At 70.2% G+C, this 26,710-nt stretch carries 17 protein-coding genes; 4 read left to right on the top strand and 13 right to left on the bottom strand.

The genetic code is table 11. The features are described from left to right. Window positions 1–286: 286 nt before the first annotated feature. The 10 genes from cimA to gatB form a co-directional block, all read right to left on the bottom strand. Window positions 287–1,903 carry a citramalate synthase gene (gene cimA, locus RM479_RS05455; RefSeq protein ID WP_311510607.1) on the bottom strand — a complete coding sequence of 539 codons (1,617 nt, stop codon included), beginning with the start codon at window positions 1,901–1,903 and terminating at the stop codon, window positions 287–289. A 314-nt stretch (window positions 1,904–2,217) separates the two neighbouring features. Beyond that, the gene (locus RM479_RS05460) at window positions 2,218–3,336 is read right to left on the bottom strand and encodes a branched-chain amino acid aminotransferase (RefSeq protein WP_311510608.1); all 1,119 of its coding nucleotides are present in this window, start codon (window positions 3,334–3,336) and stop codon (window positions 2,218–2,220) included. 221 nt (window positions 3,337–3,557) lie between these two features. Beyond that, window positions 3,558–4,622 carry a 3-isopropylmalate dehydrogenase gene (locus tag RM479_RS05465; protein WP_311510609.1) on the bottom strand — a complete coding sequence of 355 codons (1,065 nt, stop codon included), beginning with the start codon at window positions 4,620–4,622 and terminating at the stop codon, window positions 3,558–3,560. 815 nt (window positions 4,623–5,437) lie between these two features. Next, window positions 5,438–7,027, bottom strand: a complete 1,590-nt coding sequence (gene serA / locus RM479_RS05470) for a phosphoglycerate dehydrogenase (RefSeq protein WP_311510610.1) — start codon at window positions 7,025–7,027, stop codon at window positions 5,438–5,440. Between the two features lie 155 nt (window positions 7,028–7,182). Further along, window positions 7,183–8,178 carry a ketol-acid reductoisomerase gene (gene ilvC / locus RM479_RS05475; RefSeq protein ID WP_311510611.1) on the bottom strand — a complete coding sequence of 332 codons (996 nt, stop codon included), beginning with the start codon at window positions 8,176–8,178 and terminating at the stop codon, window positions 7,183–7,185. Window positions 8,179–8,246: 68 nt separating this feature from the next. After that, window positions 8,247–8,771, bottom strand: coding sequence for an acetolactate synthase small subunit (gene ilvN, locus RM479_RS05480; protein WP_274809247.1), 525 nt, complete (start codon window positions 8,769–8,771; stop codon window positions 8,247–8,249). 19 nt (window positions 8,772–8,790) lie between these two features. Beyond that, complete coding sequence (locus tag RM479_RS05485) at window positions 8,791–10,551, bottom strand: acetolactate synthase large subunit (RefSeq protein ID WP_311510612.1); 1,761 nt, start codon at window positions 10,549–10,551, stop codon at window positions 8,791–8,793. A gap of 389 nt (window positions 10,552–10,940) precedes the next feature. Continuing rightward, window positions 10,941–11,834: a hypothetical protein gene (locus tag RM479_RS05490; RefSeq protein WP_311510613.1), complete on the bottom strand. Its 894-nt coding sequence runs from the start codon at window positions 11,832–11,834 to the stop codon at window positions 10,941–10,943. A 73-nt stretch (window positions 11,835–11,907) separates the two neighbouring features. After that, window positions 11,908–14,613, bottom strand: coding sequence for a putative bifunctional diguanylate cyclase/phosphodiesterase (locus RM479_RS05495; protein ID WP_311510614.1), 2,706 nt, complete (start codon window positions 14,611–14,613; stop codon window positions 11,908–11,910). Between the two features lie 412 nt (window positions 14,614–15,025). After that, window positions 15,026–16,522 (bottom strand): Asp-tRNA(Asn)/Glu-tRNA(Gln) amidotransferase subunit GatB, encoded by a 1,497-nt coding sequence (gatB, locus tag RM479_RS05500; RefSeq protein WP_311510615.1) that lies wholly within the window; start codon window positions 16,520–16,522, stop codon window positions 15,026–15,028. Window positions 16,523–16,815: 293 nt separating this feature from the next. Here gatB and RM479_RS05505 point away from each other — a divergent pair, with 293 nt between their 5' ends. The 4 genes from RM479_RS05505 to RM479_RS05520 all read left to right on the top strand — a co-directional run bounded on the left by RM479_RS05505 (window position 16,816) and on the right by RM479_RS05520 (window position 22,458). Beyond that, complete coding sequence (locus RM479_RS05505; RefSeq protein WP_311510616.1) at window positions 16,816–17,982, top strand: thioester domain-containing protein; 1,167 nt, start codon at window positions 16,816–16,818, stop codon at window positions 17,980–17,982. A gap of 403 nt (window positions 17,983–18,385) precedes the next feature. Further along, a complete protein-coding gene (locus tag RM479_RS05510) occupies window positions 18,386–19,603 on the top strand; it encodes a thioester domain-containing protein (RefSeq protein ID WP_311510617.1) in 1,218 nt (405 codons plus the stop codon). 287 nt (window positions 19,604–19,890) lie between these two features. After that, window positions 19,891–21,102 (top strand): thioester domain-containing protein, encoded by a 1,212-nt coding sequence (locus RM479_RS05515; RefSeq protein ID WP_311510618.1) that lies wholly within the window; start codon window positions 19,891–19,893, stop codon window positions 21,100–21,102. 231 nt (window positions 21,103–21,333) lie between these two features. After that, on the top strand, window positions 21,334–22,458 hold the full coding sequence (locus RM479_RS05520) for a thioester domain-containing protein (protein ID WP_311510619.1): 1,125 nt from the start codon (window positions 21,334–21,336) through the stop codon (window positions 22,456–22,458). 106 nt (window positions 22,459–22,564) lie between these two features. Here the strand turns inward: RM479_RS05520 and gatA are convergent, their stop codons facing one another. The 3 genes from gatA to RM479_RS05535 form a co-directional block, all read right to left on the bottom strand. Further along, complete coding sequence (gatA, locus tag RM479_RS05525; protein ID WP_311510620.1) at window positions 22,565–24,064, bottom strand: Asp-tRNA(Asn)/Glu-tRNA(Gln) amidotransferase subunit GatA; 1,500 nt, start codon at window positions 24,062–24,064, stop codon at window positions 22,565–22,567. 2 nt (window positions 24,065–24,066) lie between these two features. Beyond that, window positions 24,067–24,366: an Asp-tRNA(Asn)/Glu-tRNA(Gln) amidotransferase subunit GatC gene (gene gatC, locus RM479_RS05530; RefSeq protein WP_274809257.1), complete on the bottom strand. Its 300-nt coding sequence runs from the start codon at window positions 24,364–24,366 to the stop codon at window positions 24,067–24,069. A 97-nt stretch (window positions 24,367–24,463) separates the two neighbouring features. Further along, window positions 24,464–26,515 (bottom strand): putative bifunctional diguanylate cyclase/phosphodiesterase, encoded by a 2,052-nt coding sequence (locus RM479_RS05535; protein ID WP_311510621.1) that lies wholly within the window; start codon window positions 26,513–26,515, stop codon window positions 24,464–24,466. Window positions 26,516–26,710 lie beyond the last annotated feature (195 nt).

The following is a 26,710-nucleotide window of genomic DNA, read 5'->3' on the forward strand; positions in this document are numbered from 1 at the left end:
TGACCTGCGCTTCGCCGTGGGGAGAACGGCGCGCCAACGGGTGGACGCTGGGTGGTTATGTCCGACATCGATCACCACTCGTAACGTGCTGGTTCATCAGAAGTTCGCAGTATCGAGTGACTCAGGACACAGTGGCTATGACCTACGGGCCAGGCATCCCTTACCCGTAAGTAATATGCAGCCGGGTGACCACGGGTCATGACGACGAAGGGGCCCCTCGTCCGGTTTCCACCGCACGAAGGGCCCCGGTGGTCACCGTCCGCCGTGGCGGAAGATGACCGGACCGTCACAAAGCACTGTCCCGGGGATACCCGTGGCGGAGCAGCCCGTAGTTGAACGCCTGCTCCAAGGCCACCCAGGAGGCGTCCACCACGTTCGGACCCACGCCCACCGTCGTCCATTCGGCCGTGCCGTCGCTGAACGTGACGAGCGTGCGGGTGATGGCGTTGGTGCCGGAGCTGCCCTCCAGGATGCGGACCTTGTAGTCCACCAGCTCCAGGCCCGCCAGTGCCGCGTACACCCCCTCCATGGAGGAGCGCAGCGCCCGGTCCAGGGCGTTGACCGGACCGTTGCCCTCAGCGGTGGCGATGACGCGCTCACCCTTGACCCGCAGCTTCACGGTGGCCTCGGTCAGGCTCTCGTACTCGCCGAACAGCGCGGCCCCGTCACGGGGGCGACGCTCGGTGAGGACCCGCCAGGACTCGGTCTCGAAGTACCGGACGGGCTCGCCCATCTCCTCGCGCAGCAGCAGTTCCAAGGAGGCGTCGGCGGCCTCGAAGCTGTACCCGGACAGCTCCAGTCCCTTGACCCGCTCCACGACCCGACCCGACAGGGAACGGTCGCCGGCCAGGTCCAGACCGAGTTCCACGGCCTTGAGCTCGATCGAGGCGCGCCCGGCCATGTCGGAGACGAGCATGCGCATGGTGTTGCCGACCAGGGCGGGGTCGGTGTGCTGGTACAGGTCGGGGTCGACCTTGATGGCCGAGGCGTGCAGCCCGGCCTTGTGGGCGAACGCCGACACGCCCACGTAGGGCCGGTGCGTGTCGGGGGCCAGGTTGACGATCTCGGCGACGGCGTGCGCGACCCGGGTCATCTCCTCCAGGCAGCCCTCGGGCAGCACGTCCATGCCGCGTTTGAGGGTGAGCGCGCCCACCACCGAGAACAGGTCGGCGTTGCCCACCCGTTCGCCGTAGCCGTTGGCGGTGCACTGCACGTGGGTGGCGCCGGCGTCGACGGCGGCCAGGGTGTTGGCGACGGCGCAGCCCGTATCGTCCTGGGCGTGCATGCCCAGCCGGGCCCCGGTCGCCTCGCGCACCTCGGTGACGGTGCGGAAGACGTCGTCGGGGAGCATGCCGCCGTTGGTGTCGCACAGGACCACGACGTCGGCGCCGGCCTCGGCCGCGGTGCGCACGACGTCGAGCGCGTAGGACGGGTTGTGACGGTACCCGTCGAAGAAGTGCTCACAGTCCACGAACACGCGTTGCCCGTGTTCGTGGAGGTAGGACACCGTGTCGGCGATCATCGCGAGGTTCTCGTCGAGGGTCGTGCGCAGTGCGCGCTCGACGTGCCGGTCGTCACTCTTGGCGACAAGGGTGACGACCGACGCGCCGCTGTCGCGCAGCGCGGCCACCATGGGATCGTCGGCGGCCTTCACACCGGCCCGGCGGGTCGCGCCGAACGCGGTGAGTCGCGCGTGCTTCAGCGTCAGCTCTTGTGAAGCCCGCTGAAAGAACTCGGTGTCCTTGGGGTTCGCCCCCGGCCACCCTCCCTCGATGAACCCCACCCCGAAGTCGTCCAGCAGCTTCGCGATGGCCAGCTTGTCGGAGACCCGAAGGTTGATCCCCTCGCGCTGGGCCCCGTCGCGCAGCGTGGTGTCGAAAACGTGGAAACCGTCGTCCCTCATGGGTGGAACTCCCGAAGGTGGATGCTGTGGTGGACCGACCCGGACCAGGCCAACAAAAAAGACCCCCCATGGACATGAGAGGTCTGCGCGCCGGCAAGGTCCGTTGTCAGCCGACGCGCCTCACGATAATGATCACCTGAGACGGCATGACGTCAGTGTGCCACACGGAGCCGGTGTTGTCGGTGCTCCGAGGCCGATTGTCCCAGTATGTGGAACAGTGATTTCTCCCACCGGACAAAGCGGACAACAGAGAGGCCGTCCGGGGTTCCCCCGGACGGCCTCGTCGGCAGGGCCGTTCGCCCTGGGCCGGAACCCTAGAAGCGGGTGACCCAGTCGTACTTGTCGGTGCGGTGACCGGTCTGCAATCCCACCAGTTCCTCGCGCAGGCGCATGGTCACCGGACCCGGGGTGCCGTCACCCACGGTGAACTCGCCATCGTCGCTCTTGACGAATCCGACCGGGGTGATGACCGCCGCCGTGCCGCAGGCGAAGACCTCGGTCAGCTCGCCCGACTCGGCGGCCTCGCGCCACTCCTCGATCGAGATCGGCTTCTCCTCCGCCGGGATGCCCAGGTCGGGGGCGAGGGTCAGCAGCGACTCGCGGGTGATGCCGGGCAGCAGCGTGCCGGTCAGCGGAGGCGTGCGCAGGCGCGCGTTCTCACCCGAGCCGAACACGAACCACAGGTTCATGCCGCCCATCTCCTCGACCCAGCGGTGCTCGCGGGCGTCGAGCCAGACCACCTGGTCGCAGCCCTTCTCGACGGCCTGGGCCTGGGCCAGGAAGCTGGCCGCGTAGTTGCCGGCGAACTTGGCCGCACCGGTGCCGCCGGGCGCGGCACGGGTGTAGTCCTTGGACAGCCACACGGTGACCGGCTTGATGCCGCCGGAGAAGTAGGAACCGACCGGGGAGGCGATCAGCAGGTAGACGTAGCTGCGCGACGGGTGGTTGACCCCGAGGCCGACGTCCGTGGAGATCATGAACGGGCGCAGGTAGAGGCTGAAGTCGGGCTTGCTCGGAACCCAGGCGCCGTCGTGTTCCAGCAGGAGCCGGATGGACTTGAGGAAGAGCTCCTCGGGCAGGGCCGGCATGGCCATGCGGGCGGCGCTCCGGTTGAACCGGGCCGCGTTGGCGTCGGGCCGGAAGGACGCCAGCGAACCGTCCGGGTGGCGGTAGGCCTTGAGCCCTTCGAAGATCTCCTGGGCGTAGTGGAGGGCGGAGGTGGCGGGGTCCAGGCTCAGCGGGCCGTAGGGCTCCAGCTTCGCGTCGTGCCACCCCTTCCCCTCGGTGTAGCGGATGCTCACCATGTGGTCGGTGAACACCTGGCCGAACCCGGGACTCTCCAGCAGCGCCTCTCGCTCCTGCGGGGTCTTCCGCCGGTCGGAGATCTGGATGTCGAACGCCAACCCGCTCGTGGTGGTGTTGTCGTTGGTCATGTCGTCGTCGGTCCTCTCGGGTGCATCAGGTCGGCAGCGCCGCCGACCTGGGATCTAGTCTGTCGGAAGAGCGCACCCTGTGCCAGAGCGGGAGCAATGCACCCGTAACACGGACAGGGCGCGCCCGGGGATGTCCGGGCGCGCCCTGTCGGCGTGTTCGCGATGTGACCGTGCCGGTCGGCCGCGCCCTGATCCATCCGGGGCAGGGCCGACGCGAGGGATCAGCCCTGCTCGGCTACTCGCGCGGCGAGGTCGTCGCCGATGCGGGAGGTGGAGCGGGGCTCGCCGCCCTGGGCACGGGTCTTGAGGTCGGCGGCGACGGCGGCCTCGATGCGGCGGGACGCCTCGGGGACGCCGAGGTGGTCCAGCATGGCGGCGGCCGAGAGCACCGTGGCGGTGGGGTCGGCCTTGCCCTGCCCGGCGATGTCCGGCGCGGAGCCGTGGACCGGTTCGAACATGCTGGGGAAGGTGTTGTCGGGGTTGATGTTGCCGCTGGCGGCCAACCCGATGCCACCGGTGATGGCGGCGCCGATGTCGGTGATGATGTCGCCGAACAGGTTGTCGGTGACGACCACGTCGAACCGGGCCGGCTGGTTGACGAAGAACATCGACGCGGCGTCGACGTGGCAGTAGTCGACGGAGACCTGCGGGTACTCGGCGCCGACCTCGCGGACCACGCGCTGCCACAGTTCGCCGGCGAAGGTCAGGACGTTGTCCTTGTGGACCAGGGTGAGCTTCTTGCGCGGGCGCCCGGCCGCCTTGCCGAAGGCGTAGCGGACGACGCGCTCGACACCGAAGCGGGTGTTGACGCTGTCCTGCGTGGCGATCTCGTGCGGGGTCCCCTTGCGCAGGACTCCACCGGCCCCGGCGTAGGGTCCCTCGGTGCCCTCGCGGACCACGAGCATGTCGATGTCCTCGGGGGTCACGCCGGCCAGCGGGCTCTCCACGCCGGGGTACAGGCGCACGGGACGCAGGTTGACGTAGTGATCGAAGTCGAAGCGCAGGCGGAGCAGCAGACCCCGTTCGAGGACCCCGCTGGGGACCGTCGGGTCGCCGACGGCGCCCAGGAAGAGGGCCTCGTGCGCGGCCAGCTCGGCGGCGACCGAGTCCGGGAGGGTCTCGCCGGTGCGGTGCCAGAGCCGGGCGCCGAGTTCGTACTCGGTGGTCTCGATGGCCAGGTCGTGCGGGGCGGTGGCGGCCTCCAGGACCTTGAGACCCTCGGCGATGACCTCGGGGCCGATCCCGTCGCCGGGGATGACGGCCAGTTTCACCGTGCGCGCTGCCATACGGCCTGCCTCTGATCCGATCGCGATCCCACCGGGGATTTCTCACATGGTGAGATCAGAATGAACACTGAATGAGACAACCATACCGGCCCACGAGACCGGAGGCGCCCACCGCCCCGAACGTTCAGTCGCGCCGGTCGAGGGCGTCCTGGAGGGCGCGGGAGATCTCTTCGTCGACGTCGGAGGTGGACGGGTACTCGACCATGTCGTACATCATGTGGGACTCCGATTGCGGTGCGTGATCACGGCCGCGTGCGGTGGGCCGGATGGGCGTGCGCTGCGCGGGTGCGGCGATCGACGGTGACCGCGAGAGAGATGTGGAAGAGAAGGAGCACCTGCCCCGGCGAGGTCGCGCCGGATCCACCCCGCGGGCCCGGTTGGGGCGGGCGGGGCGGCGGACGGCGGCGTCGATCGGTGGAGACGGACGCCGCTGACCCCTAGGACGCCAGAATATCGGATGTCCAACTATGTGGCCAGAAATTCTCACCATGTGAGACGGGCGCGTGTCTTCCCTGGTCGCGAACCGCCCATTCCGCCACGGAACACCCGTGGAACACGACCGACACACGGGTGAGGGGGTCGCACCGCGTGGTGCGACCCCCTCCGAGCCCCGGTGCTCCCTTCGGCCCCCCGGACCGTTCTCGGGCACCCGGGGAACGGGAACGGACCGAAGGAGGCGCGGCGGCCACCGCGCGAACCTCCCCGCCCGCTCCCGGAAGACCCTCCGGGGACGGCCCCGGCCGAGGGCCACCGATCGGCGACGTCCGCTCCGCAGGTCTTCGGACCCCGGGGGGCGCGCCCTCAGGGCACCCCGATCAGTCCTCCAGGTCCACCTGACGGGTGACCTCGGCGTCGATCTCCTCGGAGATCGACGCCAGGATGGCGTCCGGGACCGCGGAGTCGACGGTCAGCGCGATGAGCGCCTTACCGCCCTCCTTGTCCCGGATCACCTGCATGCCGGCGATGTTGACGTCGGCGTCGCCCAGCAGGGCGCCCACCTTGCCGACGATGCCGGGACGGTCCTCGTAGGACAGGAACACCATGTGCTCGGCCAGGCCGATCTCCAGGGCGTAGTTGTTGACCTCCACCAGCTTCTCCAGCTGGCGGGGGCCGGTGAGCGTCCCCGACACCGACACCCGGGTGCCGTCGGTCAGCACACCGCGCACCGAGATGAGGTTGCGCCAGTCGCCGCTCTCGTCGCTGGTGACGAGGTTGACCTCGACACCGCGCTCCTTGGCGAGCAGCGGGGCGTTGACGAACGTGACCGTGTCCTCGACCACGTCCGCGAACACGCCCTTGAGGGCGGCCAGCTCCAGCACCTTGACGTCGTGTGCCGCGATCTCACCGCGCACCTCCACGTCGATGCGGCTGGCGATGGTGCCGGCCAGGGCGGTGAAGACCCGGCCCAGCTTCTCGGTGAGCGGCAGACCCGGCTTGATCTCCTCGGCCACGCCGGTGCCCTGCACGTTGACCGCGTCGGGCACGAACTCGCCCGAGAGGGCGAGCTTGACCGAACGGGCGACCTGCGTGCCGGCCTTCTCCTGGGCCTCGTGGGTGCTGGCGCCCAGGTGCGGGGCGACGACCACGTTCTCGAACTCGAACAGCGGGCTGTCGGTGCACGGCTCCTTGGCGAACACGTCGATGCCCGCCCCCGCGACCCGACCGTCCTTGATCGCCCGGTACAGCGCGTCCTCGTCGAGGATGCCGCCGCGCGCGGCGTTGATGATCCGCACGCTCGGCTTGACCTTGTGCAGGGCCTCGTCGCCGATCAGACCCAGGGTGTCCTTGGTCTTGGGCAGGTGGATGGTGATGAAGTCGGCGCGCCCCAGCAGGTCGTCGAGCGTGGTCATCTCCACGCCCATCTGGGCGGCGCGGGCCGGCTGCACGAAGGGGTCGTAGGCGATGACCTTGGTGCCGAAGGCCAGCAGCCGCTGGGCGACCAGGGCGCCGATACGGCCCAGACCCACGATGCCGACGGTCTTCTCGTACAGCTCGACACCGGTGTACTTGGACCGCTTCCACTCGCCGTTGACCAGGGCGTTGTGCGCGGGAGCGGTGTTGCGCGCGCTGGCCAGCAGCAGGTTCACGGCCTGCTCGGCGGCGCTGACGATGTTGGAGGTGGGGGCGTTGACCACCAGCACGCCCGCCTTGGTGGCGGCCTCCACGTCCACGTTGTCCAGGCCGACGCCGGCCCGGGCGACCACCTGGAGGCGGGGGGCCGCGGCGATCGCCTCGGCGTCGACCTTGGTGGCGCTGCGCACGATGATGGCGTCCACGTCCGCCAGGGCCGGCAGGAGCAGGGAGCGGTCGGAGCCGTCGACGCGGCGCACCTCGAAGTCCTCTTCGAGCAGCGCGATTCCGGCGGGCGAGAGTTCTTCCGCTACGAGTACGGCGGGTTTCGACACAGGGGTTCCTTTTCGGGTGGTGCGTCCCGATCCACGCAGGTCAAGCCCTACCGAGATCGGGGAGGACGGCCGGAACAAAGTCTACTGCGGGGGTAGGGAAGCCCGAAGGGGGCGGGTGGTCGTTGCCACCCACCCCCGTCTCACGAGGACTCGTCTCAGCCCTTGAGCCAGCTCATCAGCGGACGCAGTTCGGCGCCCACCTTCTCGATCTGCTCGCCCTGCTCGGCCTCACGGCGCTTGGTGAAGGTCGGCTGACCGGCGTCGAACTCGTCCATCAGCTCCTTGGCGTAGGAGCCGTCCTGGATCTCGCGCAGGATCTTGCGCATCTCCTCGCGGGTCTGCTCGGTGACGACGCGCGGGCCGCGGGTGTAGCCGCCGTACTCGGCGTTGTCCGACACCGACCAGTTCATCTTCGAGATGCCGCCCTCGTACATGAGGTCGACGATGAGCTTCAGCTCGTGCAGGCACTCGAAGTAGGCGATCTCGGGCTGGTAGCCCGCCTCGACCAGGGTGGCGAAACCGGCCTTGACCAGTTCCTCGGCGCCGCCGCACAGCACGGCCTGCTCACCGAAGAGGTCGGTCTCGGTCTCCTCCTTGAAGGTGGTCTTGATGACGCCGGCCTTGGTGCCGCCGATGCCCTTGGCCCACGACAGCGCCAGGTCCCAGGCCTGCCCGCTGGCGTCCTTCTCGACCGCGACCAGGCAGGGCACGCCGCGCCCGGCCTCGAACTGGCGGCGGACCAGGTGCCCGGGACCCTTGGGGGCGACCATGGCGACGTCGACGCCCTCGGGCGGGGTGATGAAGCCGTAGCGGATGCTGAAGCCGTGGCCGAAGAACAGGGCGTTGCCCGGCTCCAGGTTGGGCTCGATCTCCGCGGCGTACAGGTCGCGGTGGATGTGGTCCGGGACCAGGATCATGATGACGTCGGCCTCGCGGGTGGCCTCCGCCGGGGTGAGGACGCGCAGGCCCTCCTCCTCGGCCTTGGCGCGGCTCTTGGAGCCCTCGGCCAGGCCGATCCGCACGTCGACGCCCGAGTCCCGCAGCGACAACGCGTGCGCGTGGCCCTGGCTGCCGTAACCGATCACGGCGACCTTCTTGCTCTGGATGAGCCCGAGGTCCGCGGAGTCGTCGTAGTACATCTGTGCTGCCACTTGGGGTTGCTCCTTGTTCTTCACATTCGTTGGGGTACGCGGGTGCACCGCTCCGGGTGCCGGGTTCCTCAGGCGGTGCGGTCGACCGCGCGGAGGGAACGGTCGGTGATGGAGCGCGGCCCGCGTCCCAGGGCGACCAGCCCTGACTTGACCAGTTCCCGGATACCGAACGGCTCCAGGTTCTTGACCAGGGCATCGAGCTTCTCGGGGTCGCCGGTGGCCTCGATGACGACGACGTCCGGGCTGACGTCCACGACGTGCGCGCGGAACAGCTCGGCCGTCTGAAGCACATGGGTGCGGCTCGACGCGTCGGCCTTGACCTTGACGAGCAACAGCTCGCGCTGGACCGACGCGGTGGTGTCCATCTCCACGATCTTGACGACGTTGATCAGCTTGTTGAGCTGTTTGGTCACCTGCTCCAAGGGGTGGAGGTCGCAGTTGACCACGATCGTCATCCTGGACAGGCCCGGATACTCGGTGGTGCTGACACTGAGCGAGTCGATGTTGAAACCACGACGGGAGAAGAGGGCGGAGGCGCGGGCCAGGATACCCGGGGTGTCCTCCACCAGAACGGAAAGCGTGTGACGGCTCATGGTGGTCGACCTGCTCCTCTTAGTCCTCGGTGTCCCAGCTCGGCGCCATGTCGCGCGCGTACTGGATGTTGTCGTTGCTGACGCCGGGGCCGACCATCGGCCAGACCATCGCGTCGTGGTTGACCGTGAAGTCGACGACCACGGGGGCGTCGTCGATGGCCATGGCCTTCTCGATGGTGGCGTCGATGTCCTCGGCGCGCTCGCACCGCAGGCCGACACAACCGTACGCCTCCGAGAGCTTGACGAAGTCCGGAATGCGGACCTTCTCGTCCCGGGGCGAGGTCTGGAGGTCGGTGTTGGAGTAGCGACCCTCGTAGAACAGGGTCTGCCACTGCCGGACCATGCCCAGGTTGCCGTTGTTGACCACGGCGACCTTGATGGGGATGCCCTCGATCGCGCAGGTGGCCAGTTCCTGGTTGGTCATCTGGAAGCAGCCGTCGCCGTCGATCGACCAGATCACCCGGCCGGGGTCGCCGACCTTGGCGCCCAGGGCGGCGGGCACGGAGAAGCCCATCGTGCCGAGCCCGCCGGAGTTGACGAACGCGCCGGAGCGCTCGTAGTCGATGAACTGGGCGGCCCACATCTGGTGCTGACCGACGCCCGCGACGTAGGTGGCCTCGGGGCCGGCGATCTCGCCCAACCGCTGGATGACCATCTGGGGTGCCAGGCTGCCGTCGTCGGGGACCTCGTAACCCTTGGAGTAGGTCTCCCGGAGGCGGTTCAACTGCTGCCACCAGGCCGTGTAGTCGCCGGCGCGGCCCTTCTCCTGGTCGGCGCGGACCGCGACGACCAGATCGGCCAGCACCTCGCGGCAGTCGCCGACGATGGGGACGTCCGCGTGGCGGTTCTTGGAGATCTCGGCCGGGTCGATGTCGGCGTGGACGATCTTGGCGTCGGGGGCGAAGCTGTCGAGCCTGCCGGTGACCCGGTCGTCGAAGCGGGCGCCCAGGGCGACGATGAGGTCGGCCTTCTGGAGGGCGCCGACCGCGGAGACGTCACCGTGCATGCCCGGCATGCCGACGTACTGGGGGTGGCTCGCGGGGAAGACACCCCGGGCCATCAGGGTGGTGACCACGGGGACACCGGTCAGCTCGGCCAGGACCCGCAGTTCGGCGGAGGCGCCGGCGCGCAGGACGCCGCCGCCGACGTACAGGACGGGGCGCTTGGCGTCGAGGATCATCCGGGCGGCCTCGCGGACCTGCTTGCCGTGCGGCTTGGTGACCGGGCGGTAGCCGGGCAGGTCCAGTCGGTCGGGCCAGACGAAGTCGGAGGCGGCCTGGAGGGCGTCCTTGGAGATGTCGACCAGGACCGGGCCGGGGCGGCCGGTCGCGGCGATGTGGAAGGCCTCGGCGACCGTGCGGGGGATGTCGCGCACGTCCTTGACCAAGAAGTTGTGCTTGGTGATCGGCATCGTGATGCCGCAGATGTCCGCCTCCTGGAAGGCGTCGGTGCCGATCATCGGTGCGGCGACCTGGCCGGTGATGGCGACCATGGGCACGGAGTCCATGTAGGCGTCGGCCAGCGGGGTGACCAGGTTCGTGGCACCGGGTCCGCTGGTGGCCATACAGACCCCGGGGCGGCCGGTGGCGTAGGCGTAGCCCTCGGCGGCGTGCCCGGCGCCCTGCTCGTGCCGCATGAGGATGTGGCGCACCTTCGCGGAGTCGTAGAGGGGGTCGTAGGCGGGGAGGATGGCACCCCCGGGAATCCCGAAGACGGTGTCGACACCGACCTGCTCCAACGACCTGATCAGCGATTGTGCTCCGGTCATCTGCTCGGTCATCTCAAGATCCTTCGCGAGGGTCCAGAACGGCACGGGGGCTCTGGCTTGTGGTGGGTCTGACTCTTCGTGGCCTGGTGCGGCAATAAAAAAACCCCCACCGCCCGGTGGCGGTCGAGGGGTGGCGCGCAGCACGAGTGACTCAGTGGGCTGCGCGCCGACCAAGTACGAGAATCAGGGAGTTGCTCTTCACGCTCCCAACCTTGGCCGAAGAAGCGTCCGCACGTCAACCAGAACTTCATATTGTCTCAAATAATGAGACACAGATGTCACGATGCGGCACGACCATCATCCGGAGAACCGCACTGAACAGGACGGACACAGAAAAGTACCCTGTTACGTGTAACGGAGAACACGTAACAGGGGACCTGGGTTCAGATCGTTAGGCCGTCTTAACGGCCCTTCTCGGAACGCTCCTCGAAGAGGTCCTCGACCCGCTCGGCGCCGACGGCCCGGTTCAGCCACACGTCCAGGAGTTCCAGGTCGGTCGTGCCATCGATACGCTTCCGCGTCTCCTCGGAGACCTCGATCCCCTTGCTCTTCAGGACTGCGAAGATCCCCTTGATCTGCCCCAAGGCTTTGCCCTCGCGAAAGGGGCGCCCGATCAACTCGGTCTTGAACTCGTAGTCCTTCAGCTTCATGAGCTTCTCCAGGGATCCGAGGGCCGTGGCGGACAGGGCCGCGAGCACGTAATCAGAGTACAGCGAGGAGGACGAGCCATCGAGGCTTTTCAGCGCCGCGAGCAGCGCGTCCAGCGCCGCTTCGTCCTCGGTCGGGTTGTTGGCCATGGCCAGCACGGCGAGCACCGGTCGGGCCGCGGCGGCCTTCGGGTCGCTGATCGGCCTGAGGGTGTCCAGGGCCAGGACCAGGGGGCGGATCTCCCCGCACCCCAGGTCGATGGGTTCGGCGTAGCGACGGGCCAGTGACGACGTGGGGGTGAGCACCAGGAGCGCCACCGGGCACTCCAGGCGCATGCGGGTGTTGGCCACATAGGCCGGCCAGCGGTAGGACTTGCGGTCGTCACGCCTGTTCTGGGGCTCGACGATGACCGCCAGGACCGGGACCGGGTCGTCCCGTTCCTCATGGGGGTGGGGCGGCCGTTCACAGACCACCACCGAGTCCGAGGTCAGATGGGTCAGAGCCGTGCTGGTGGCCTCGGCCGCGTCGCAGCGGACGCGGGTGAACTCCGGCAGCGGTTCGCCGGTGAGTTCTCGGAGGAGTTCGACCGCGGAACCCGGATCGCAGCGGATCAGGTCAAGGGGGAACTCGTGCTGATGAGAGGGCATGACGGAAAATTAGCGGTCACGTCGGCGTCTTCGCAGGTGAACGCCGCTATATCCGTATTAGCGCAGATTCGTCCTAGAGGTTGGCGCCGGCCTCGCCGCCGACCAGCGACTCCACGCCGGGGGCGGCCATCGGACGGGCCACCAGGAACCCCTGACCGCGATCGCAGCCCATGGCCCGCAGCTGCTCCAACTGCTCGGGGCGTTCGATGCCCTCGGCGACCACCTGTACGCCCAGGTCCCGACCCAGCTGGATGATCGTGTGGGTGAGCAGCGTGACCGTGTCGTCGCGGCCCAGGTCGGCGATGAACGACGGGTCGATCTTGATCGCGTCCACGCTCAGCCTGCGCAGGTGCGCCAGCGAGGCGTACCCCATCCCGTAGTCGTCGACGGCCAACTGCACACCCAGCTCCCGCAGTTCCGCGAGCCGCTGTACGGCCTCGCCGCCGCCGTCGAGCAGGACGTCCTCGTCGACCTCCAGGGTCAGCACCTCCGCGGACAGACCCGAGTCGGCCAGCACGGCCTCCACCGTCTCCACGAAGCGCGGCGAGAGCACCTGCTTGATGGACAGGTTCACCGACAGGCCGATGTCCCAGTCCGACACCCGCCACACCGCGACCTTCTCGCAGGCCTCGCGCAGGATCCACTCCCCCAGGGGCACGATCAGCCCCGACTCCTCGGCGGCACCGAGAAAACCGTCCGGTCCCACCACCTCACCGTCGCGGTCCCACCGCACCAGGGCCTCCACCGACGTGACCCGGGACGTGCCCAGGTCCACGATGGGCTGGTACTCCAGGAAGAACTCCCCTTCGGCCAACGCCCGACGCAGCCGGATCTGCAACTCCAGGCGGGACACCACGGTGTCGTGCATGTGCGCGGCGTACACCTCGACGTTGCCCGCCCCGCGCTCCTTGGCCCGGGTCAGCGCCACGTCGGCGTTGCGCAGCAGGTCACCGCTGTCGGTGTCGGGTTCGGCGAAGGCCACACCGATGCTGGCGGTCAGCACCAGTTCCCGGTCGGCCACCTGGAACGGCTCCGAGGCGATGACCCGTCCCAGACGTTCGGCCAGGTCCACCACCCGCTGTGCCCGGGGTACGCCCTCGATGAGCACCGCGAACTCGTCTCCGCCCCAGCGCGTCAGGGTGGCTCCGGGCTCCAGTTCGCCGCGCATCCTGCGGGCCGCCTGGGCCAGCAGGTGATCGCCGCGCACGTGCCCGGCCGAGTCGTTGACCGCCGTGAACCCGTCCAGGTCCAGGAACAGCACCGCGATGTCCCCGATCGGCTCGTCGCTGATCGCCCGGTGGGCCAGCACGTCGCTGGCCCGCTCCTCCAGGTAGGAGCGGTTGGGCAGGCCCGTGACACCGTCGTGGAAGGTGAGGTGCTCCACCTCGTCCTGCAACGCCACCTGGGCGCTGATGTCGCGGGTGGTCACCAGGAGCCGGTCGGGTTCGCCGGGCTGCTCGTACAACGACACCGTCGACTCGGTGTGCCGCCAGGTCCCGTCCGCCGCGCGCACCCGCAACCGCAGGTGCACGCCCTGGCTTCCCCGCTCGTCGAACAGGGCGGTGACCGCCTCGGTCCGCTCCATGTCCTCGGGGTGGATGAGCGTGGTCACGGGTGCGGCCAGCACGTCTTCGAGCCGATATCCGAAGGCCTCGGCCGTTCCCGGGCTGACATAGGACACCCCGCCGTCGCGGTCCAGCACCAGGATGACGTCGCCGCTGTTGCGCGCCAACTCGTGGAAGTGCCCCTCACGGTTGCGCACCATGCGGGTGAGGGTGGCGTTCTCCTCCAGCATCCCCAGGATCCGCACCAGCAGCACCACCACGGCGGTCCCGGCGGCCACCGGCAGCACCGGGGCCACCCCCGTCAGGCGCAGCCCGCCGACGGTGAGCACCACCGCCGCGATCGCGACTGCGCCGATCGCGGCCAGCTCGGGCGCGAACCGGTACAGGCCACGACCGGTGATACGGCGCGGTTCGGCGCCCGGTCGATGCTCCACGAGCCACGGCAGCGCCCCCATCAGGGCGAACCCGAGGAAGCGGACCGGGTGCTCGATGCCGCCGGCCACGGACGGCCCGGACAGACGGGTGATCGCCCCGATCATGTCCGAGGTGGCGATGACGATGAGCGCGGCGATCGCGAGCAGCACCGCGCGCCGGGTGCTGTGCGGCGACATGAACACCAACGGGACGAGCAGGCACAGGACGGCGATGTCGGCCACCGGGTACACCAGGGCGAAGCCCAGCACCCCCGAGCCCTCGCCCAGCTCCCCGTACAACGGTGAGAAGACGAGCAGCCACACGACGGAGAACACGGCGGCGGCGCACACGTAGCTGTCGGTGATGTGCCGCAGCGCGGTGCGCACGCCCCCCGGCCAGGGGGCGAACCGGGTGAAGCCCACCACGAACAGCGGCAGCGCCGCCAGCGCGAACAGATCGCCCAGCGTCAGGGACAGCACCGAATTGGAACTGAGCGCCCCCGTGATGCCGTGGGTGACCCCGCCCGCGCACCAGGCCAGGGCCGCGAAGCCGAGGTTGCGCAACGCCGCCGGCCCGTCCGCGCCGTCGACGTGGGCCTCGCGGTCGGCGCCGGTGGTCGCCCACCGGCGGGACGCGTACAGCAGGGAGGCCCCTGCGATACCCGCGACCAGGGATGAGGGCCACTCACCGAGGAACGTCGCGACCGTGTCCGTTCCCATCGGGATCCGGGTCGCGACGAGATAGACGAGGAACAGGACGACGAGCCCGATCACCGACAGGCGACGTGTCCGGGTTCCCATTACCGACCTCCCAGCGGGCGCGTGACGCCGTCCGCGGCGGCTCGCCGCGGACACGCTCTCTCCTCGGACATGGAGCACCCACCTCGCGTCGTGACGATTCCTGGCGCGCTCGGGGCGTCCGGCGCGCGGACCGCCGATCTCGCGGGACCGGGACCGACCGGTGGCGGGCGATCGCCGTCGACCACCGCCACCGTGCGTCGCAACCCTACGCAACCAAGGTCACATGGCGATTGAGGGTCGGACGAGAGATGACGACGGAGTCATCACGGACCGTGATCGACATTACGGTGACGCGGACGCCGCGATGCTCACGCGGTGTGCCGCGATCTCCCTCCGAAGTCGCGGCACACCAGCACCCTAGGGGATCCGTGAGGGGGCCCGGTCGATCCACGGCGTGGCACCGGGCACAACGTCACGCGACGCCCAGCTTCTCCAGGATCAGTTGCCGGGCGCGACCGGCGTCGGCCTGCCCGCGGGTGGCCTTCATCACCGCGCCCACCAGCGCTCCGGCCGCGGCGACCTTGCCGCCGCGCACCTTGTCGGCGGCGTCGGGGTCGGCGGCGATGGCGGCGTCGACGGCCGCGCCCAGCGCGCCGTCGTCACTGACGACCTTCAGCCCTCGGGCCTCCACGACCGTGTCGGGCCCGCCCTCACCGGCCAGGACGCCCTCGACGACCTGACGGGCCAGCTTGTTGGTGAGTGCGCCCTCGGCGACCAGGGCGATGATCCGTGCCACCTGGGCGGGGGTGATCGGCAGGGCCGACAGCTCCACCTCCTGCTCGGTGGCGCGGCGCGACAGCTCGTTGAGCCACAGCTTGCGCGCCTCCGCGGAGGGGGCGCCGGCCGCGACGGTCGCCTCGACGAGTTCGACCGCGTCGGCGTTGACCAGGTCGCGCAGCTCGGTGTCGGTGAGGTCCCACTCGGCGCGGATCCGGGCCCGCTTGGCGGCGGGCAGCTCCGGCAGGGTGGCGCGCAGCTCCTCGATCCACTCCGCGGACGGGGCGACCGGGACCAGGTCGGGGTCCGGGAAGTACCGGTAGTCCTGCGCCTCCTCCTTGCTGCGACCGGACACGCTGGCCCCGGTGTGCTCCTGGAAGTGGCGGGTCTCCTGCACGACCCTCAGCCCGGCGTCGAGGACACCGGCCTGCCGCTCGATCTCCGAGCGGACGGCGCGCTCGACCGAGCGCAGGGAGTTGACGTTCTTGGTCTCGCTGCGGGTTCCCCACTCGGAGGCGCCCCGCGCGTTGATGGAGACGTTGACGTCGCAGCGCATGGAGCCCTCCTCCATGCGCACGTCGGAGATGCCCAGCGAACGGACCAGGTCGCGCAGCTCGGCGGCGTAGGCGCGGGCGACCAGCGGGGCCAGGCCACCGGTGCCGGTGATCGGCTTCGTCACGATCTCCAGCAGCGGGATGCCGGCGCGGTTGTAGTCGACGATGGAGTACTCGGCGCCGTGGATACGACCGGTGGCCCCGCCCACGTGGGAGGTCTTGCCGGTGTCCTCCTCCATGTGGACCCGCTCGATCTCCACACGGAACTCGCGGGGACCCTCGGGGGTGTCCACCGTCACGTTCAGGTACCCGTCGACGCAGATCGGCTCGTCGTACTGGGAGATCTGGTAGTTCTTCGGCATGTCCGGGTAGAAGTAGTTCTTCCGCGCGAACCGGCCCCACGGGGCGATGGAGCAGTTCAGCGCGAGCCCCAGTCGGATGGCCCCCTCGACGGCCTTCTCGTTGACCACCGGCAGGGAGCCGGGCAGCGCGAGGCAGACCGGGCACACCTGGGTGTTGGGGTCGGCCCCGAACGCGGTGGGGCAGGAGCAGAACATCTTCGAGGCGGTGCCCAGTTCGATGTGGGTCTCCAGGCCGAGCACGGGCTCGTACCTGGTCAGCGCCTGCTCGTAGGCCACCGGAGAGGGGTCACCGTTCGTGGCAGTGCCAGGAGTTACCGCGTGGGCCATCGCCGCAAACCCGTTTCCGTAGAGGACGTACCTTCCAGGTCAGCCTACCGAGCGCGCGGGGGTGGAGCGCCCGCCCTCGGCCCCGCGCGGGAACGACGCATGTCACGTCATGTGCACGATCAGGCCACTGTAGAGGTGTCAGACCGTCACCGACGGTGCCGGACCGTTAGTCTGAGTGCTCCGAGAAGACGATTTCGCCGGTCGACCCGATGGTCCGTCCGCCCTCCGCACAGGAGCTGCACATGGACATCCCGCGTCGGTGCGCCGCATTGCTCTCATCGCTCGTCCTCGTCACGGTCCTGGCCGGTACCCCGGCCGCGATCGCCGACGATTTCTCCCGTGTGGACCGCGAACCGGTGGCCGGGGTCGAACTGACCCCGGTCGGCGGTGGACCCGTGGCCACGGCGCTGTACAGCCTGCGCATCGGGAACGACGACTCCGTGCGCGCCTACACGACCTCACCCGACGGTGAGGTCCGTCGACGTGCCGCCTACGTGGAGTCGGACTGGTCCGGCGTTCCCGCATGGACGGGCGGCGCGACCGAGGCGGCCCCGGCCGACCGGGCGCACTGGATCGTCACCCACTCCTACCCCGCTCGGGACCTGGTCTCCCTGAGCATCGACGCGGGGCTGCCCCCGGTGCGCGAGGACCAGGCGATCGCGGGCACTCAGGCGGCCCTGTGGCGGGTGCTGTCCGACACCGAACCGGACCGCGAGGCCAACGACCCGACCGTGCTGGCGCTGTACGACCACCTCATGGTGGGCGCGCTCGCACCGACGGAGAGTCCGGTGGCACCGTCCCTCAGCGTGTCCCCCGAGCACGTGGACGCGGTGGCACCCGAGGAACCGCTGGGACCCCTGACCGTGTCGAGCACCGGTGAGGAGCCGATGCCGGTGTCGTTGGGCGGGGCGCCCGCCTCGTGGCTGGTGGACGCGGAGGGCCGACAGGTCACCCACGCCGTGGACGGCGACGAGCTGTACCTGCGAGTGGAACCGTCGATGCCCGCCGGAGTGGTGTCGCTCCACGTGCACGGCGAGGACATCCCCCTCGCCGAGGGCGGGCTGTTCACCGGGCGCGACGGTGTGCGCACCCTTCCACTGGTCACCGCCGAGGCCGGTACGGCGACGACCACGGCGACGGCCACGCTGACGTGGCACGCTCCGACACCTTCGACCGAACCGGCGTCTCCGACGCCGGAACCCACGACCGAAACCCAGGAGCCGACCCCGCGGGAACCGCTCGCCGAGGCCGAACCGAGCGAAGAGTCCGTGGCCACCGAGGATGACCGAATCGTGGGCGACGACCTCCCGAGGACCGGCACCTGGTTGTCCGGGTTGCTGGTCATCGCGGGTGCCCTGGTGGTATCGGGCCTGATCATCCTTATTCTGGGGCGTAAGCGACGCGAGTGACCCCCACTTCGTTGCATAACATTTGGCCATAATGCGGCTTTGCGCAGGTGGATTTTTTTCTGGGCCGTATCGGGTCACATTTTTCGCGAACCGGGTTGGAAGTGGCGAACCGTATCGCTAGTATCGGGCGGGCGATCGGCCTTGTGCGGCATCCCGACGGCCCGCCCCCGCGAGACGGCGAATCCGGGCCCGGGCGCGCCGCGCCCAATCTTCGCTCCCAGGGCACCACGCCCCCTGACCCCGAGACGTGGTCCACCCGACCCGGACGCACGAGTGGCGGCCTCGCACCGCCTCCGTACGGCCTTTCGCACCCGGACACCGCCGCGGCTCCCCGCTCCGGCATGGTCCGACATCATCCGGTTACCCCTAGACCGGTCACCCCTAGACGACACCGGGACACGACTTGACTCAGATCTCCCTCCCCCGCACCGCCGGGCGCGCGGGCCTGGCGGCCACCGCCGCGGCCTTCCTCGCCTTCGGCATGGCCGCTCCCGCGGCCGCCGAGCCGGCCCCGTACGAGGGCGCCGTCACCGGCACCTACATCGGCAACGCCGAGAACGGCCCGAAGGTCCACCTCGACGGTGGCAACGCCCCGACCAGCCTCTTCAAACTGGAGCTGGAAGACGGCACGGTCCTGACGACGTACTGCATCGACTTCCGCACGAACATCGTGAACAAGGCGAAGTACGTCGAGGACAAGTGGGACAACTACCCGGGCAAGGGCGACTTCGCCGAGCCCGCCAAGGTGCACTGGATCCTCCAGAACTCCTACCCGAACGTGAGCGCCGAGGAGCTGGGCGCTGCCGCCGGGGTCGAGGGTCTGAGCAAGGCGGACGCCCTGGGCGGCACCCAGGCCGCCATCTGGCACTTCAGCAACGGCATGAACCTCAAGAACAGCGGCAACAGCGCCGCCGTCAAGAAGGTCTACGAGTACCTGGTCGGCAACGCCGAGGACCTGCCGCAGACCTCCGAGCCCGACGCGACCCTGAGCATCACCCCGGGTACCGCCGAGGGTGAGGCCGGTTCCAAGGTCGGCGCGTTCGTCATCGAGACCAGCGCCGCCTCCGTTCCGGTCGTCCTCGACGCCCCCGAGGGCGTCACCCTGGTCGACCTGGAGACCGGCGAGCCGGTCACCGCCGTCGAGAACGGCGACGAGGTCGCCTTCGACGTCCCGGCCGACGCCGCCGCCGGCAACGCCTCCTTCTCCCTGGAGACCACCGCCGAGGTCGCCACGGGCCGCCTGTTCAAGGGGGAGAACCCGGACAAGCCGACCCAGACCCTGATCACCGCCAAGGGCGGCGAGACCAAGGTCTCCGCTTCGGCGTCCGCCTCCTGGACCGCCAAGCCCGAGGTCCCCCCGACCGACGAGCCCAGCGAGCCCACCGAGGAGCCCAGCGAGCCGACCGAGGAGCCCAGCGCCCCCGAGTCCCCGGCCCCGTCGGAGTCCCCCTCCGTCCCGGAGTCCCCGAAGCCGACCCCCCCGGCCGATGACCGCCCGAGCCTGCCCGTCACCGGTGGCGCCCTGGCCGGCCTCGTCGCGGCCGGCATCGCCGCCCTCGGCGCCGGTGGCGGTGCGATCTACCTGAGCCGCAAGCGCAAGGCCGCCTCCACCCAGGAGTAGGCACCGCGTCCCAGGCGAGGCCCCCTCTTCCGACGGAAGAGGGGGCCCTTTCGTGTACACCATCCGCCCCGGCCGCGCGTCTTCTTCTCGGAGGTCCCATGCCCGCGCACAGGAGGCGCGGCGCGACCACGCCTCATCGGTTCGGTGGGGACGTCCCGCATCACCGACATCGCTCGGGCGGTCATGCCCGACCGGTCTCCCCCGCTCACACTCCTCACGTGCTCCCAGGCCGTACGGGCGCCCTTGACCCGGCCCGCGGTCGGAGCCGTAGAACCCAAGGAACAGACGTGACGAACGTGTCCCTCCCCCTTGCCCTCGGGCGTACGACCGTCGCCGCGGGCGCGGCAGCCCTTCTCGCCCTCGGTCTGGCCGCCCCGGCCGCCGCGGACCCCGACACCTACGAGGGCGCCGTTCGGGCCCAGTACACGGGTCCGGCTCAGAAGGGCGCCGACGTTCGCATCAATGGCGCCAACGAGAGCACCACGCTCTTCACCCTGAAGCTGGAGGACGGTGGCACGTTCACCACGTACTGCATCGACCTGGAGACCGGCATCCGCGGTGACGCCTGGTACCGCGAGGACGACTGGGCGAACTACCCGGGCGAGGGCGCGTTCGCCTCACCGGGCAAGGTCCACTGGATCCTCCAGAACAGCTACCCGACGATCTCGGCCGCGCAGTTGGCCGAGAACGCCGGCCTGACCAACTCCCGTTTCAAGGAGGAACACGCCATCGCCGCCACCCAGGCCGCGATCTGGCACTTCACCAACGGCGCCGAGGTCACCGCGAACGACCCGGCGGGCGTCAGGAAGGTCTACGACCACCTGGTCGAGAGCGCCGTGGAACTGCCCCAGGAGCCGGGACCGGCGCTGAGCGTCACCCCGGGTACCGCCGAGGGTGAGGCCGGCTCCAAGGTCGGCGCGTTCGTCATCGAGACCAGCGCCGCCTCCGTTCCGGTCGTCCTCGACGCCCCCGAGGGCGTCACCCTGGTCGACCTGGAGACCGGCGAGCCGGTCACCGCCGTCGAGAACGGCGACGAGGTCGCCTTCGACGTCCCGGCCGACGCCGCCGCCGGCAACGCCTCCTTCTCCCTGGAGACCACCGCCGACGTCTCCGCCGGACGTCTCTTCAAGGGCGAGAGCGACAAGCCGACCCAGACCCTGATCACCGCCAAGACCGAGAAGGTCACGGTGTCCGCTTCGGCGTCCGCCTCCTGGACCGCCAAGCCCGAGGTCCCCCCGACCGACGAGCCCAGCGAGCCCACCGAGGAGCCCAGCGAGCCGACCGAGGAGCCCAGCGCCCCCGAGTCCCCGGCCCCGTCGGAGTCCCCCTCCGTCCCGGAGTCCCCGAAGCCGACCCCCCCGGCCGATGACCGCCCGAGCCTGCCCGTCACCGGTGGCGCCCTGGCCGGCCTCGTCGCGGCCGGCATCGCCGCCCTCGGCGCCGGTGGCGGTGCGATCTACCTGAGCCGCAAGCGCAAGGCCGCCTCCACCCAGGAGTAGGCACCGCCTGCGTCATCGGGCCCCTTCCCCTCCGGGAAGGGGCCTTTGTCGTTCAGTGAACGGACAAAAGACTCAAGTTTGGACACAGTGCACTTGCGTCACTACCGAGGGTTGGCCGCCGAGAGATGAATCGCTACCATCGGCCCCGTATCCCCGAACGGAACAGGTTCCGCCCTCCCCGCCGTCCTCCGCTCCCCCACTCCGCGCCCCACCGGAAAGTGATATGTGAACGTGCCGCTCTCCCGTGTGATCCCCGCCGCGTTCGCGGCCACCGCCCTGGTGCTGGGCCCCTTGGCCCTTCCCGCCATGGCGGAGTCCGTGCGCGGTCGGTACACCGGTGTCGACGAACACGGTCACGGGATCATCATGCGGGGCGAGGAGTTCACCACCACGGGCACGTTCAGGGTGGACCTGGGGGATCGGACGCTCACCACCTACTGCATCGACTTCCGGACCGGCATCGTCGGCGACGCCTGGTACCGGGAGGACGAGTGGGCGAACTACCCCGGTGAGGGCGACTTCGGCGAACCCGGCAAGGTCCACTGGATCCTCATGAACTCCTACCCGGTGGTGGACATCCCCGATCTGCGCGAGGCGATCGACACCCCGGGCCTGTCGAAGGCGGAGGCCCTCACCGCCACCCAGGCGGCGATCTGGCACTTCAGCAACGGCCTCGACCTGGCCGAGGTGGAGCAGAACCCGGACATCACGGCACCGGTGAGCGAGGAGGAGGTGATCCGGCTCTACGACCACCTGGTCGAGAACGCCGAGGAACCATCCGACGAGCCCCCGTCCGCCCTGTCCGTCTCCCCCGACCTGGGATCGGGACTGGCCGGCGGGACGGTCGGCGCCTTCACCGTGGAGACCAGCGCCGACGCGGTGCCGCTGGAGCTGGACGCGCCCGACGGCGTGGAGATCGTCGACCTCGACGGCGGGGCGACGGTGGAGTCCGTCTCCGACGGAGACCGGATCGGGTTCGCCGTCCCCGCCGACGCCGGGGCGGGCGAGGCCGAACTCACCCTCGCCGCGGAGGCCGCCGTGCTCACCGGCCGGCTCTTCAAGGGCGAGGACGAGGACGAACCCACCCAGACACTGATCGCCGCCGCCGACGGTGAGATCACCGTCTCCCGAACGGTGTCGGTGGTCTGGGACGAGGCGGGCGGCACCCCGCCGCCGATCGCGGACCCGTCGGCGAGCCCGGTGGCCGCGGCCGGCGAGGAGAGCCGCCTTGCGCTGACCGGCGGGGCGATCGCCGCCCTCGTCGTCGGCGGCCTGGCACTGCTCCTGGGCGGCGGCGCGTTCGTCGTGCTGAGCCGCCGCAGGAGGGCCGCCGACGGTCGGACCCCGACCCCCTGAGCCCGGGGTCCGGACCGTACCCCCCACGGCCCGGGCCCCGTTCCCCTTCCGCGGACACGGAAGCGCCCGCCCGCCCCGAGGGCCGGCGGGCGCTTCGCGCGGACGCCTAAGCGTTGACCGCGTACGGGCTGCGGGCGATCAGGGCGCCGTCCCGATCGGTCAGGGCGCGCTCGACCGCCGCCGCCACCCGGTAGGCGCGGTCGTCGGCCAGCGGCGGGGCCATGATCTGGAGGCCCACCGGCAGCCCGTCCTCCGGCGCCAGGCCGCACGGCACCGACAGCGCCGCGTTGCCCGCCAGGTTGGACGGGATGGTGCACAGGTCGGCCAGGTACATCGCCATCGGGTCCTCGGCGCGCTCGCCGATCGGGAACGCGGTGGTCGGCGTGGTCGGCGAGACCAGCACGTCCACGTTCTCGAAGGCGGCGTCGAAGTCGCGCTTGATGAGCGTGCGGACCTGTTGGGCGCTGCCGTAGTAGGCGTCGTAGTAACCGCTGGACAGCGCGTACGTCCCCAGCATGATGCGCCGCTTCACCTCCGGGCCGAAGCCCTGGGCGCGGGTCAGCGACATGACCTCTTCGGCGCTGCGGGTGCCGTCGTCGCCGACGCGCAGGCCGTAGCGCATGGCGTCGAACCGGGCCAGGTTCGACGAGCACTCGCTGGGCGCGATGAGGTAGTACGCCGACAGGGCGGCGTCGAAGCTGGGGCAGGACACCTCGACGATCTTGGCGCCCAGGGACTCCAGCAGCTCCAGGCTCTCGTGGAAGCGCTGACGCACACCGGCCTGGAAGCCGTCGCTGTCGAGTTCCCTCACCACGCCGATGCGCAGGCCGTCGATCTCGCCGTTGCGGGCGGCCTCGACGATCGGCGGCACGGGGGCGTCGATGGAGGTGGAGTCGAGCGGGTCGTGCCCGGAGAACGCCTCCTGGAGCAGGGCGGCGTCGAGCACGTTGCGCGCGAACGGGCCGGGGGTGTCCAGGGAGGACGCGAACGCGATCATGCCGTAGCGGGAGGAACCGCCGTAGGTGGGCTTGGCACCGACCAGGCCGCACACGGCGGCGGGCTGGCGGATGGAACCACCGGTGTCGGTGCCGGTGGCCAGCGGGGCCTGGAACGCCGCGACGGCCGCCGACGACCCGCCGGAGGAGCCGCCGGGGATGCGGGAGGTGTCCCACGGGTTGCGGGTGACCTGGTAGGCGGAGTTCTCGGTGGAGGAGCCCATCGCGAACTCGTCCATGTTGGTCTTGCCCAGGATGACCAGCCCGGCCTCGCGCAGACGCGCGGTGACGGTGGCGTCGTAGGGCGGGTGCCAGCCCTCCAGGATCTTGGAGGCGGCGGTGGTGGGCATGTCCTTGGTGGTGAACACGTCCTTGTGGGCGACCGGGACGCCGGCGAGCGGGCCCAGTTCCTCACCGGCGGCGCGGCGGGCGTCCACCGCGCGGGCCTGGTCGAGGGCGGTCTCACGGCGCACGTGGAGGAAGGCGTCGATCTCGCCGTCCACGGCCTCGATCCGGTCCAGGTAGGCGGTGGCGGCCTCCTCCGCGGAGACCTCGCCCGTCTTGATCGCCGTGCCGAGGTCGGCGGCGCTCAGGCTCACGATGTCGCTCATGTCTACTCCTCCTCCCCGAGGATGCGCGGAACCCGGAACCGCTGGTCCTCCACGGCCGGGGCGCCGGACAGGGCCTGCTCCGGAGTGAGGCAGGGCCGGGCCTCGTCGGGACGGAAGACGTTGGTCAGCGGCAGGGCGTGCGAGCTCGGCGGGATGTCGCCCTGGGCGACCTCCTGCACCTTGGCCACGGCGGTGAGGATGTCACCGAGCTGGGCGGCGAGCGTGTCGAGCTCGCTCTCGTCGAGCGCCAGCCGCGACAACCGGGCGAGGTGCGCGACCTCATCGCGGGTGATGGCGGTCATGAGTGACTTAACCGTTTCTTCGGCGGACGGACTGTCCCGTCAATCCTATGGCTCCGTCGTCGTTGCCGGTGCCGGTCGGCCGGGGCCGCGATCCGGATCACCCCGAGGTCGGGGCCCCTGTGGACAACCCTCGGTGGGCGGTCAGCCAGGTGAGGGCCTCGTCGGCGGGCATCGGCGCGGCGAAGTGGTGCCCCTGGGCGGCGTGGCAGCCGGTGCCCCGGGCGGCCTCGGCGAACTCCCGGGTCTGCACGCCTTCGGCGGTGGCGCGCATGCCGAGCGCGTTGACCAGCGCGATGGCGGCGTGGACCACCGTCGGACCGTTGCCGGTGCCGTCGGTGAGGCGGGCGGTGAACGACTCGTGGATCTTGACCTCGTCGAGCGGCAGCCCGGCGAGCTGGACCAGGGTGAAGTGGCCGGTGCCGAAGTCGTCCAATGCCAGGCCCACGCCGAGTTCGCGGAGTCGGTGGACGGCCGCCGTGGCCGCTTCGACGTCGGTGATGAGGGCGTGTTCACCGATCTCCAGCACCAGGCGTTCGGGCGGGATCCCGTGCTCGGCCAGCGCGGAGGCGACGGTTTCGGGCAGGGAGGGGTCGAGGAGTTCGCGCACGCCCAGGTTGACGGAGACGGGCAGGCGCATCCCCTGTTCCCGCCATCGCGCCAGGTGGGCCAGGGTGATGTCGAGGACCTGCCCGGTGAAGGCACGGAACAGGTGGGACTCCTCCACGACCGGCATGAACTCCTCGGGTCCGAGCAGCCCGCGCGTGGGGTGACGCCAGCGGGCGAGGGCCTCCACCCCGACGGGGTGTCCGTCGTCGAGGCGCACCTTGGGCTGGTAGTGCATTTCGAGGGCGCCTTCGGTGAGGCCTCGACGGAGTTCGCTGAACAGGCTGAGCCGTGCGGTGGAGTTGCGGTCCTTGCCGGGGTCGTAGGACTCCACCCCGGAGCGGGCGGACTTGGCGACGTACATGGCCACGTCGGCGCGCTGCATGAGGTGTTCGAAGTCGACGGCGTCCTCGGGGTGGAGGGCGATGCCGATACTGGCCTCCAGGTCGAGGTCCATGCCGTCGAGGCGGACGGGTTCGGTGAGGGCGCCGCGCAGGCGGGCGGCGACCTCCGCGGCCGCCTCGATGTCGCGGATCTGGGGCAGCAGCACCGCGAACTCGTCGCCGCCGAGCCGGGCGACGAGGTCGCCGGGGCGGACGCTGTGGGTGAGTCGGCCGGCGACGATCTGGAGGAGCCGGTCCCCGGTGGGGTGCCCCAGGGTGTCGTTGACCTCTTTGAACCGGTCGAGGTCGAGCAGGAGCAGGCCGACCCGGCCGCCGCGGCGGCGGGCGGCGTCGATCTCCTGGTGGGCACGCAGGGTGAGGAGTTTGCGGTTGGCCAGGCCGGTGAGTTCGTCGTGGTTGGCCTGGTGATCGCGCTTCACCGACAACAGGGCACTGGTGTAGAGGGCGCCCAGGGGCAGGGCGAAGAGCGGCACGTACAGCACCGAGTGGGTCATGGCGACGGCGACGAGGGGGGCCATGCCGACGAGGACGGCGTTGATCTGGATCTGGCGGCCGAGGCCCTTGGCCATGGCCTGTCCCAGGGGAACGCGTTCGTGCATGGCGACGGCGCAGATCACCAGGATCCGGTTGACCAGGAAGTAGGTGATTCCGGCCAGCCCGATGGCGAGGAGCGCCTGCCCGGCGGGCACCCCCGTGGCGGTGCCGCGCAGGGGCGCCAGGACCAGGCGCAGGACGGCGTCGGCGGCACCGAGGGACAGGGTGTACTGGGCGGCGTTGAAGGCGATGCGGTGGGCGGCGTGGCCGCGGGCGAACCCGGCGACGACAGTGGCGACGACCTGGACGAGTCCGGCCAGGGGCAGGCCTTGGAAGAGGATCAGGGCCAGGGAGAACGGCAGCGAGGTGGGCGCGCCGCTGCCGGGGGACCGCCCGGGGATGGAGATGGGGCGCAGTTCACCGAAGAGGACCATGCCGAGCAGGACCCACGTGAGCGGTTCGACCGCGTACGGGAGCAGGTCGGGCCCGGCCCACAGCAGGGCGGCGGCGAGCAGGAGCGTTCCGGCGGCGACGGTGCCGGCCATGTACAGCCACAGCGGCGTCCCGATCCGCGGGCCGATGTCCCGGGTACTGATGGGGTCTCTCATCCGTTGTGTCCTCGTGAGGGGGACGCGGAGATCGACGGCATCGGCCGTGCCGCCGCTCCTGATGGTTCGGCCCTCGGGCGCGGTCACCCCTCCATGACCGAATCCCGGGTTCGGTGGTGTCCGCTTCGCGGAGCACACTGTCCACCTTACGCCGCTTCGTCACCAAGTGTCGTCCGCCAGGAACTATCAGTTAAC

The sequence above is a fragment of the Nocardiopsis lambiniae genome (assembly GCF_031845465.1).
GTDB lineage: Bacteria > Actinomycetota > Actinomycetes > Streptosporangiales > Streptosporangiaceae > Nocardiopsis > Nocardiopsis lambiniae.

Bases quoted from the DNA above. Each gene is read 5' to 3' on its own strand.
- RM479_RS05535 (WP_311510621.1), bottom strand. From the start codon at position 26,515: ATGAGAGACCCCATCAGTACCCGGGACATCGGCCCGCGGATCGGGACG.
- RM479_RS05460 (WP_311510608.1), bottom strand. From the start codon at position 3,336: ATGACCAACGACAACACCACCACGAGCGGGTTGGCGTTCGACATCCAG.
- RM479_RS05490 (WP_311510613.1), bottom strand. From the start codon at position 11,834: ATGCCCTCTCATCAGCACGAGTTCCCCCTTGACCTGATCCGCTGCGAT.
- RM479_RS05505 (WP_311510616.1), top strand. From the start codon at position 16,816: ATGGACATCCCGCGTCGGTGCGCCGCATTGCTCTCATCGCTCGTCCTC.
- cimA (WP_311510607.1), bottom strand. From the start codon at position 1,903: ATGAGGGACGACGGTTTCCACGTTTTCGACACCACGCTGCGCGACGGG.
- gatC (WP_274809257.1), bottom strand. From the start codon at position 24,366: ATGACCGCCATCACCCGCGATGAGGTCGCGCACCTCGCCCGGTTGTCG.
- gatA (WP_311510620.1), bottom strand. From the start codon at position 24,064: ATGAGCGACATCGTGAGCCTGAGCGCCGCCGACCTCGGCACGGCGATC.
- RM479_RS05495 (WP_311510614.1), bottom strand. From the start codon at position 14,613: ATGGGAACCCGGACACGTCGCCTGTCGGTGATCGGGCTCGTCGTCCTG.
- RM479_RS05465 (WP_311510609.1), bottom strand. From the start codon at position 4,622: ATGGCAGCGCGCACGGTGAAACTGGCCGTCATCCCCGGCGACGGGATC.
- RM479_RS05485 (WP_311510612.1), bottom strand. From the start codon at position 10,551: ATGACCGAGCAGATGACCGGAGCACAATCGCTGATCAGGTCGTTGGAG.
- ilvN (WP_274809247.1), bottom strand. From the start codon at position 8,771: ATGAGCCGTCACACGCTTTCCGTTCTGGTGGAGGACACCCCGGGTATC.